Here is a 9,075-nt window from a genome sequence, read left to right as displayed (position 1 = left end):
TAATAGATTGAAGTGTGCAAAATGAATGTAAATAATTTTACGGTTTTTGTAACGGTATTTCAGAAAGCAGGTGCATTATGGATTATTGGGATTTATATAAAGATGTGTGGAATTTCCACAAGAAATATTCAAAGGTACAGACAGATGATGCGTATTGGGAAGCGGTAGTTAGTGAAAGCGGACAGATAGCAAGGAAGTATGATAACCATAAATTTGCGATTGCGTTATTATTGGCGGTCATTGATGAACTGGAACGAATTTATAAGGAGATGATGAAAAATGCAGACACAGCAGTATAAGGATTATATGCGTAGTGAGGAATGGGAAGCCAAGAAACAGGAGCGAATAGCCATAGATGGCGGTTGCGTGATGTGCGGCAGACCGATTGAGCGTATTAAAAAAATCAACGTCCATCATGTGACCTATGCAAGATTGGGCAATGAGAATGTGCTGACAGACCTTTGTACTCTTTGCGGTTCGTGTCACAAGAAGATACACGCTTACTATAACCGTAGGAGGGCGTGAAAGACTAGGTACAGCGCACAATCTTAACATCATAAAAAGAAAAATAATTAGCTGAAAATCAGCGGAAAAGAGGTAAAAATATGGGAAGAAACAGCTATCCACAAGGGCAGATTGATGATATGGAGCCGTCAACGGTACAGGAACTTGTAACATCATTAAAGCAATTACATGACAGGGGGAAGCCGGAAACGGACGAAGAAATCAAACAGCGGATTGATGAATATTTTTCATTTTGTCAGCAATCAAGTATTCGTCCGGGCATTGAATCTCTTTGTATGGCATTGCATATCAGCAGGACAACGCTTTTCAACTGGAATAACGGAACAGGATGCAGTGAGATGTGTCAAGAGTTGATACAATCGGCAAAAGCGTTTATAGGAGCATTTATTGAGCAAGCCATGTTAGGCGGCAAAATAAGCCCTCCGAGCGGCATTTTCTTAATGAAAAATTGGTTGTCTTATAAAGATGCTATCAGTATTGAAGAAAGCATACCAAACAAAGAGACAAAGCGTATTCTGACTGCTGCCGAACTGCCTAAACTGGGGGAGCCTACAAAGACACAAGGCGAGGATTTGCCGAAATTGGGAATGAAGCTGGATTATGAGGAGGGAGAAAATGAGTTTTAAAGCATATGTTGAAGAAATTCTGCAAAATGAAGTTTTAAGCGTGGTTAGGCAGAAGGGATATGTTCTTGAAACTGAAATCTGCACTATGATTTGTGAGAAATACAATATTTCCTTATACATAGTGCGAGCAACACTTAGAAGAATTTATCCCGAAATGTCGTTACTGAAAAGGCGTATGTCGGACGATCTGAAACGGTTTTATGGATTGGATGTGAAAGGCTATCCGATTGCATATCTGCCAGACAAATGATTTTTATGGTTACTATTAAAATTTTTATAAAGAAAGAATGAGGTATAAGAAATGGACTATACACGAATAGCAAAGCTACACAACAAAGTATTCTCTACACCGCAAGGAAGCCGGGAAAGGGAACAAGCTATAAATTCTTTAAGCGATTCAGAAAGAAAAGCAGTATTTAGCCTTGAAGAAGATTATATGCTTGGGCGTATCACAAGAAAGGAGATTACAGAAATGGCACAAAAAGGAAACGGAACTATGACCTATGAACAGTTTGTGAAGAAATCAGAAAGTGGCGAAAAGGGAACATTGAGAGAGTTATCAAAATTTGCTAAAGAATCCCCGGAATTATACCAGCAGTACCGGGAGAGATACCACCGGGAACAGGACGAGCAGACAAGGCTACACAATAGGCGATTAACTGAAAACACATTCAAAAATAAACCGTATAGTTTTAGATAGGAGGGAGAAATTTATATGAATCAAGCAGAGTATGAACGCATGGTGAAAATATATAATTATGTGTATTCCACACTTCCAAATACTCCGGAAAGGGAAAAACGGCTTGCGGAGATAGGAGAAGAAGATTCAAGTAAGTTATGGGATTTTTATTGTGGAATTTGTTCTGGACGAATAAAAGAGCCTGAACGCACAAACAGCGAGGTAAACACAATGGGTGAAAAGAAGATTGCAAGTTATGAGGATTTTATAAAAGCGTTAAGATATGGGGAAAATAATATGCTTTGCAAATTCAGGCGAAACAATCCTGAAAGATATGCTTATTATGTTGAACAGATGGGAGCAGGTTTTGGACGTAAAAATTCGTCGAAAACACGAGATATTAAACGGCTGGAGGAAGAACACAAAAAGCGTAGTGAAATTTTAGCAATTCCAGACACAATGGCAAGGCATAAGGCGATAGCTGAAAATATGACTCTGTTTGGACGATAAAGAGAAAACGAGGTAGATCATTATGGAAAAGGACACACTTATAAACAATTTGCTTGCAAATTATGGCAAATATGGCGTTACCAGAGCCGAATTAGAACCGATTATAGATGATGGCATACAGAACTATGATTTGTCATTAGATGCTATTTATAGTGGTTTGAGAATGAGCCTTGCATCTGCATTTAATGAGCATGAGTATTTCTCTTTAGATGATGTAATGGCGATAACCGGGGAGAGCCGGGAAGAACTTTTGCAGAGGATAGAGCAATGCAGACAGGAATTGATAGAAGCAGGAGAAAACCCAGACGAGTATTTCAAACCTGTAGAGCCACAGAGGGCAGCAGTCTATTATTTTCCTAACGGTTTGCATTAACGGAAATTATTCAAAAGAATATAAACAAAGGCAGGGTGTTGATTCCCTGCCTTATGCGTATAATATATTAAAGTGCCAACTTGTATAATGCTAACTGATTAAGGCTTACCCCCTCTTTTTCTGCTTCAATGGCTAATCTTTGATGCAAAGATTTTGGAAGCCTTACAACAAACTTACCGCTGTAATTGTTTGGCGCTTCTGGAATCGGTATAGAGAGATTATTTTCTATTTTTGTTTCAATATATCCTTCCAATGCTTCATTAAGGCTTTCATATAATCCTTCAAGTGTATCACTGGTACTTTGGCATCCGTCAAGTTCCAAAATTCTGCCATAGAAATAGTGTCCGCTTTCATCGTTCATTTCCTGTACTAATCTTGTATAGGGCAATTTCATATAATCTTTAACTTCCATGCTTTCCTGCTCCTTTCCGCTTGTTATGCTATGCCAGGATAAGGGGATTATTCCCCTATCCTATTCAGAACATCTACGACATAAGCCTTTTTTAATGGATTTTCTTGTTTTATTGTTATCAAATCCCCAGTTTCTTTATTCAGATAATGCTTATGGCTTCCTTTTTGCCTTGCCGGAATATAGCCGTATGCTGCTAAAACTTTGTCTATTTCTTCTGGTCGCATTCCATTTGGCTGTTGCTTCATTTTTTCAATTAACTTTTTTACGTTTGGCACTGTGATTATCTCCTTTCTTATATTATAGTATCATATATAGTACTATAAATCAATCATAAAATAAAGAATTGTTTCTAAGTCTGTAAAGTATCAAAAGTAATGTGAATAAAAATAGTATCAAAAGTTATTGACAACAACAATAATAAAATGTAAAATAGAAATATCAAAACAGACGAACGATAGAAGTGATACTGAAAGAGAGGGCGTTGCTTATGTGTATGTATGGATATTGCCGGATAAGTACAAAACAGCAAAGTATTGACAGGCAGATTAGAAATATTAAGGGCAGTTATGATAAGGCTGTGATAATACAGGAAGTATATACAGGAACAAAGCAGGACAGACCAGAATGGAATAAGTTGTATAAAAAAGCCAAAGCAGGAGATACTATTATCTTTGATAGTGTATCACGAATGAGCAGGAATGCAGATGAGGGCTTCTGTCTGTATGAAGAATTATATAATAAGGGTATAGAGCTTGTCTTTCTGAAAGAGCCGCATATCAACACAAGCACATATAAGAAAGCATTAGAGAGTAATATATCAATGACCGGAACAAATGTTGACTTTATCTTAGAGGGTGTGAATAAGTACCTTATGTCGCTTGCAAAGGAACAGATAAGACTTGCTTTTGAACAGTCGGAGAAAGAAGTACAGGACTTGCACCAGAGAACGAAAGAGGGAATTGAAACAGCAAGATTGAACGGTAAGCAGATCGGGCAGAAGCAGGGGGCAAAGCTGACAACAAAGAAATCTATTGAAGCAAAGAAGCAGATACAGAAGCATAGCAAGGATTTTAATGGTGCATTGTCAGATGTGGATTGCATGAAGCTGATAGGGCTTGCAAGAAATACATTCTATAAATATAAGAGAGAATTGAAAGCAGAATAAGGATTGTTTAGGCAGGGTTCATAATGGACTGCTGCCTTTTGTTTTTGTTCTAAATATCATGCCGTGGGGGTTTTATAGGGAAACGTCGCATAGGGGTAGTTAGTACCTTTTTCTGCCGGACATTTTCAAAAAGGCTTAGTCCTGCTGTTATTCTAAAATATTTTTGAAATATGCAAAAAGGCGGTTTTGTGATAAAATGAAAGAGAAGTCGTTGCTTTTGTGGGCTGACTTCTCTTTATATCCTGCATCTACTCAAATTATAGCAAAGGGGTAGGTGCATTGCAATGACGAATGAGCAAATTGTCTCTGAAATTAGGAACGGTTATTCTGTAACGGATTATATGCAATTACTGTATGAAAGCAATCTGCCATTGATTAAGAAATTCATAAAGCCATATGCCGCCTATGGAGGAATTATTGCAAGAATCCTATTTTGGATTGTGGGAAGCGGTACAGCATTATGAAACGTCTGCAAATGTGCGGTTTATGACTTATGCGGAATACTGGATAAGGCAGTCAGTACAGCGGTATCTTGAAAAATGCGGCTCTGCGGTGCGAATGCCGAGCCACACAAGGCAGAAAATAGCACGTTATAAGAAAACCGTACAGAAGTTGGAGCAGGAATCAGGCAGAGTGCCGACAGACAATGAAATACCTGATAAAATGCGTGTATCTGTTAGACTGCTGCCGGAATTGAAAATACAGATGCAGGGGGCAGCCAGTTTAGACACACCTTTAGCAGATGATAACAGTTTGACACTTTCCGATACCATATAAGCCGATTTTAGCCTTGAAGATGAAACAATAGATAAAATGTATGCCGAACACTCTAAAAGCCAATTATGGTGCATTGCTGAGCGTTTTACAAGCGATAGAGAGAACAGCATAATAAAAGAGATATTCATAAATAATCGGACAATGGCAGCAGTAGCCAGAGAGCAGGGCGTAACCATAGACAGAATACGCCAGATAAAGGAAAAAGGACTGCGGCGGTTACGGATAGGCAAGGCAAAGCGTGAATTATTGGAAAAATTTGATATTGTGGAAGCCGGAGCATCCAGAAACAGTATGAATAAATTCAATGAGCATGGGTTTACTTCTACAGTGGAGTATATTGCTTTATGCCGGGCAGAATTACAAGCTTTATTGTCAATGGAGTTCTCTCCTGGACCATCGTATGAAAGACAAAAAGTTTTTTCAGGGAAATCCCAAGCCCTATTGAAGAATCCTTCTATCTGGTGTAAAATTAATATCAGTGTTGTTTAAAGGAACCGTACATCAGCAGCATGATGCTGGATTAGATGTACCGGCAATTTCTTTGGAGGCGCCAAAATACTACAGAATCATGGAGGGATGCGATATGGACTGGAAAGATACAGAAGTAGTTTTGCAGGAAATCAAACAGAGGACAGAGAGGAATGCATATTCATTAGTCATAGATAAAGAAAAAAAGCCAGAGCTTTTTGACAGTAAATTTGGCGGTCTGCCTTACTGGGATCTGAATATGGAATATCCGTCAGACAGCGCCGGGAAAAAGCTGATGCTTCTGGCCCAGATTAATCTGGAACGGATGTTTCAAGAGACGGAACGGGAGGAACTGCTTCCCGATACCGGTATGCTTCAGTTCTTTATTGGGCTGGATGACGTATTCGGAATGGATTTTGATGAGCAGGACGTACAGAGGAATTTTCGGGTTGTTTATCATGAGAAAATAGATTATCAGGTAACAGAGAGTCAGATCCGCCAGCTTGAAATTCCAGACTGTACGGATGAGGAGATGGAAGAGTATACGCCAATCTGGAAAGAGACGGCATTGAAAATTACCAGAAAGCCTGTTTATATGGGAGAGGGAGATTATCATTTTCATAAGCTTTTTCATGAAATTGGCCGGGAAAAGTTTGGAAACCAGTACGAAGACCTTTCTATGTACCAGCTTTTGGACGAAGAAGCTTATGACAATCTGGTGGAGGAGGTTGCCAATGATGGACACTGGCTGCTGGGATATCCTTATTTTACCCAGACAGATCCCAGGGAATATGAAGAAAAATACCAGTATTATGACACACTGCTGTTTCAGATGGATTCTGATTATGGGGAAGAGGAAGATTATATTATGTGGGGCGACGCCGGAGTAGGAAATTTCTTCATAAACCGGGAAGATTTGAAGAAACGGGATTTCAGCAAAGTTTTGTATAACTGGGACTGCTGTTAAAACCTGGGATGCGAAAGAAACAGTTTCTTTTACCAACTGGGTTGAGATACGGAAAGGCACACAGAATGAAGGAAACCATGAAAAAATATCTGCCGGTACTGCAGGTTCTGTTATTTCTGTTTATGCTCACGTTTCTGATTTTGTATTTTAAAAATAAAGACAGAGAACAGGTGCAGGAAACAGAGATTGAGGACAGCGGGCAGAGGGAAGAAAAGAGTCTATATGCGGGAACTGCAAGATGGCTGGGGGAAAGTTTGAATGAGATCGATCAGATGGAGAATATTCAGCCTGTTGTGATTCAGGAGGAAAACGTTTATTCCTTCCTGCAGGGACCCCGCTCCTGGAGCGAAGGCATTCCCTGGTCGGGAGAATGGTGCAAATTTGAAGTGGAAGGAAATCCCTTCGGGGGCTTTGGGTGCGGTTTGTGCTGCATGGCAAATGTTTACAATACCCTGTCTCCCTATGAAGTTTCTCCCTGGGATATGTTTGAGCATGCAAGAATCGCTTCCGATTATACACCGGGCGGAGAATACGGAGCCATTGACTGGGAGGAAATGCGGTGTGCGCTGAGAGTCTGCGGGATCAGCGGCGAACTTCACAGAAAGCCCAAGTCTTATGAAGAATTTCAGCAGCAGATTAAGTCGGCAAAGTCGGCAATTGTTCTGGTCAGCAGCGGCAATGATGATTCCTTCTGGACAAATACGCCGGGGCATTATGTCAATATCTGGCTGTATCAGGAGGATGACACCGTATTTCTGGCAGAGCCTGGAAATCCTGAGAACAATCGTTCCCGGATACCTCTGCGCTACATTTATAATGCATTGAAAACCGTCAGCAGGTTTCAATACCTGCTGGTAAATGACTATGTTCATGAGGATAACCGGTGGCGGGCAAACGGAATTGAGGAGAGTTGGAACCGTCCTTGAAATCAGCTCATGATAAAAAGGCCATATCAGAGAAATTTCTGATATGGCCTTTTTAACGTTATTTTAATTAAAAATATATTTTTATATTGACAATAGTGTGTGACATACACTATAATGAGAAAAAGAGGTGATAATGTGAGTGAAAAAAAGGAAATCATGGAAAACCTTTTGCTGGAGCTGAGGCGGGGAACGCTGATTTTAAGTGTCTTAAGCCAGCTTCAAACACCGAAATACGGATACGCATTGGTGCAGAGCCTGGAAGAAAAAGGGGTGGCAATAGAAACAAATACCCTGTACCCCCTGCTGCGGCGGTTAGAGAAGCAGGGACTTCTGATAAGCGAATGGGAGACAGGAGGAGCTAAACCCAGGAAGTATTACAGAAGGACAGAAGCTGGCAATGAAGTGTATGAGAATCTGAAGGAACAGTGGAAGAGTATTTCCGAAAATATGGAGAAGCTATTGGAAGAAAATTAGAGGGTGTGCACTACAGGCACAGATTGGAGGCGCAGATGACAATGGAAAAGAATGAAATGATGGAGCGTTATATTTATGAGGTAGTCCGGAGGGTTCCGAAGAAGCAGAGGGAAGAAATCCGGCTGGAACTGGAGGAACTGATTTCTGATATGATGGAGCAGAAGGGAGCCGGGATGGAAGAGATTCTTACAAAATTAGGGGATCCCAGAGAATTTGCCCAGAAGTACAGCGGAAGGCATAATTATCTGATTGGGCCGGAGTATTATGGGGATTATTGCTGGATGATGAAAGTTTTTCTGATATCTACACTGGCCTTTCATCTGGTTTCCATTATTTTTCAGGCGGTGTTTTCTCCCGGTCTGCTGCTGCAAGTATCCTTTTATGTAGAAACGGTGTTTATCAACACACTGATAAGCCTGACAGGAGGATTTGGACTGCTGACATTGATGTTTGCACTATTTGAGCGTTACAATGTGAGAGTGCAGATTAAGATAACAAAGGAAAAGGACTGGTCTGTAGAGAAATTAAAGGCATGGACGCCGGCAAAGCTGCCTCCGGTTCCGGATGAAAAAGCCAGGATTCACAGAGGAGACTGTATCGTGGGAATTGTGTTTACTCTGTTGTTTGGACTGCTGTTGATATTTGCGCCGGAGTGGTTTGTCAGTATAAATGCAGGGAATAAAAGCTGGAAATTTGTGTCGCCCTTTAATCATGGAGCATGGAATGTGATTCTTCCGGTTCTGGTTATTGATGTTGCCATAGAATTAATGAATGAAATTATAAAGCTGATGACAGGCCGTTATTGCCAAAAAGTAATGATCAGCCAGATTTTGTCCGGTATTACAGAGATTATTTTGTCTGTTCTGCTGCTGAAAGTTCTGCCTTTCTGGAATCCCAATTTTGTCCGGGAACTGGAAGAAGCATTTGAATTGAAAATTACTTCCCGCACAGATTTGCTCTTTTATTGGAATGACGGATTGGTTTCCAATATACTGCTGACAGGCATAGTGTTAATTACGCTGGCAGAAATCTGCGTGACTGTCTATAAAACCTGCAGATACGGGGATTAATCATACGCTATTGCTCTGGCAGTTAAATATCGCAGCAGATTGCGCAGAACAAATCTTCTTATGCAATATCCTTTATGCTGATATAACTTCAAAGAATGGATAT

The 9,075-nt window shown here is 40.3% G+C and carries 16 protein-coding genes; 14 read left to right on the top strand and 2 right to left on the bottom strand.

Features of this window, described 5'->3' with window-relative positions:
• Positions 1-77 precede the first annotated feature (77 nt).
• The 7 genes from E5329_RS07370 (at position 78) to E5329_RS07340 (ending at position 2,713) form a co-directional block, all read left to right on the top strand.
• Positions 78-299 (top strand): hypothetical protein, encoded by a 222-nt coding sequence (locus E5329_RS07370; protein ID WP_135988918.1) that lies wholly within the window; start codon positions 78-80, stop codon positions 297-299.
• Positions 280-525, top strand: a complete 246-nt coding sequence (locus E5329_RS07365; RefSeq protein ID WP_135988917.1) for an HNH endonuclease — start codon at positions 280-282, stop codon at positions 523-525. The genes E5329_RS07370 and E5329_RS07365 overlap by 20 nt, the downstream gene beginning before the upstream one ends.
• An 80-nt stretch (positions 526-605) precedes the next feature.
• Positions 606-1,151, top strand: coding sequence for a hypothetical protein (locus E5329_RS07360; RefSeq protein ID WP_135988916.1), 546 nt, complete (start codon positions 606-608; stop codon positions 1,149-1,151).
• On the top strand, positions 1,141-1,401 hold the full coding sequence (locus E5329_RS07355) for a hypothetical protein (RefSeq protein WP_135988915.1): 261 nt from the start codon (positions 1,141-1,143) through the stop codon (positions 1,399-1,401). The genes E5329_RS07360 and E5329_RS07355 overlap by 11 nt, the downstream gene beginning before the upstream one ends.
• Positions 1,402-1,452: 51 nt before the next feature.
• Complete coding sequence (locus E5329_RS07350) at positions 1,453-1,851, top strand: hypothetical protein (RefSeq protein WP_135988914.1); 399 nt, start codon at positions 1,453-1,455, stop codon at positions 1,849-1,851.
• A gap of 15 nt (positions 1,852-1,866) precedes the next feature.
• On the top strand, positions 1,867-2,340 hold the full coding sequence (locus E5329_RS07345; protein WP_135988913.1) for a hypothetical protein: 474 nt from the start codon (positions 1,867-1,869) through the stop codon (positions 2,338-2,340).
• A 22-nt stretch (positions 2,341-2,362) separates the two neighbouring features.
• Entirely contained in the window at positions 2,363-2,713 is a 351-nt protein-coding gene (locus E5329_RS07340) for a hypothetical protein (protein ID WP_135988912.1), read from the top strand.
• Positions 2,714-2,780: 67 nt separating this feature from the next.
• Here E5329_RS07340 and E5329_RS07335 read toward each other — a convergent pair whose 3' ends face one another.
• Both E5329_RS07335 and E5329_RS07330 read right to left on the bottom strand, forming a co-directional pair.
• Complete coding sequence (locus E5329_RS07335) at positions 2,781-3,125, bottom strand: type II toxin-antitoxin system HicB family antitoxin (protein WP_135988911.1); 345 nt, start codon at positions 3,123-3,125, stop codon at positions 2,781-2,783.
• 47 nt (positions 3,126-3,172) lie between these two features.
• Positions 3,173-3,400 (bottom strand): type II toxin-antitoxin system HicA family toxin, encoded by a 228-nt coding sequence (locus tag E5329_RS07330; RefSeq protein WP_121705144.1) that lies wholly within the window; start codon positions 3,398-3,400, stop codon positions 3,173-3,175.
• A gap of 212 nt (positions 3,401-3,612) precedes the next feature.
• Here E5329_RS07330 and E5329_RS07325 point away from each other — a divergent pair, with 212 nt between their 5' ends.
• The 7 genes from E5329_RS07325 (at position 3,613) to E5329_RS07295 (ending at position 8,972) form a co-directional block, all read left to right on the top strand.
• Positions 3,613-4,290, top strand: a complete 678-nt coding sequence (locus E5329_RS07325) for a recombinase family protein (protein ID WP_135988910.1) — start codon at positions 3,613-3,615, stop codon at positions 4,288-4,290.
• 396 nt (positions 4,291-4,686) lie between these two features.
• Positions 4,687-5,067, top strand: coding sequence for a sigma factor (locus tag E5329_RS07320; protein WP_135988909.1), 381 nt, complete (start codon positions 4,687-4,689; stop codon positions 5,065-5,067).
• A 36-nt stretch (positions 5,068-5,103) separates the two neighbouring features.
• A complete protein-coding gene (locus E5329_RS07315; protein WP_135988908.1) occupies positions 5,104-5,556 on the top strand; it encodes a sigma factor-like helix-turn-helix DNA-binding protein in 453 nt (150 codons plus the stop codon).
• A 94-nt stretch (positions 5,557-5,650) separates the two neighbouring features.
• Positions 5,651-6,502, top strand: a complete 852-nt coding sequence (locus E5329_RS07310; RefSeq protein ID WP_168356547.1) for a YwqG family protein — start codon at positions 5,651-5,653, stop codon at positions 6,500-6,502.
• Positions 6,503-6,579: 77 nt separating this feature from the next.
• A complete protein-coding gene (locus tag E5329_RS07305) occupies positions 6,580-7,428 on the top strand; it encodes a hypothetical protein (protein ID WP_135988906.1) in 849 nt (282 codons plus the stop codon).
• 135 nt (positions 7,429-7,563) lie between these two features.
• Entirely contained in the window at positions 7,564-7,902 is a 339-nt protein-coding gene (locus E5329_RS07300) for a PadR family transcriptional regulator (protein WP_275443095.1), read from the top strand.
• A gap of 35 nt (positions 7,903-7,937) precedes the next feature.
• A complete protein-coding gene (locus tag E5329_RS07295) occupies positions 7,938-8,972 on the top strand; it encodes an HAAS signaling domain-containing protein (protein WP_135988904.1) in 1,035 nt (344 codons plus the stop codon).
• Positions 8,973-9,075: the final 103 nt, after the last annotated feature.

Origin of the sequence: Petralouisia muris, from assembly GCF_004793545.1 — a bacterium.
GTDB classification, from domain to species: Bacteria; Bacillota; Clostridia; order Lachnospirales; family Lachnospiraceae; genus Petralouisia; species Petralouisia muris.
The sequence above is the reverse complement of the archived record's forward strand: the minus strand, read 5'-3'. Positions and strand labels throughout refer to the sequence as shown.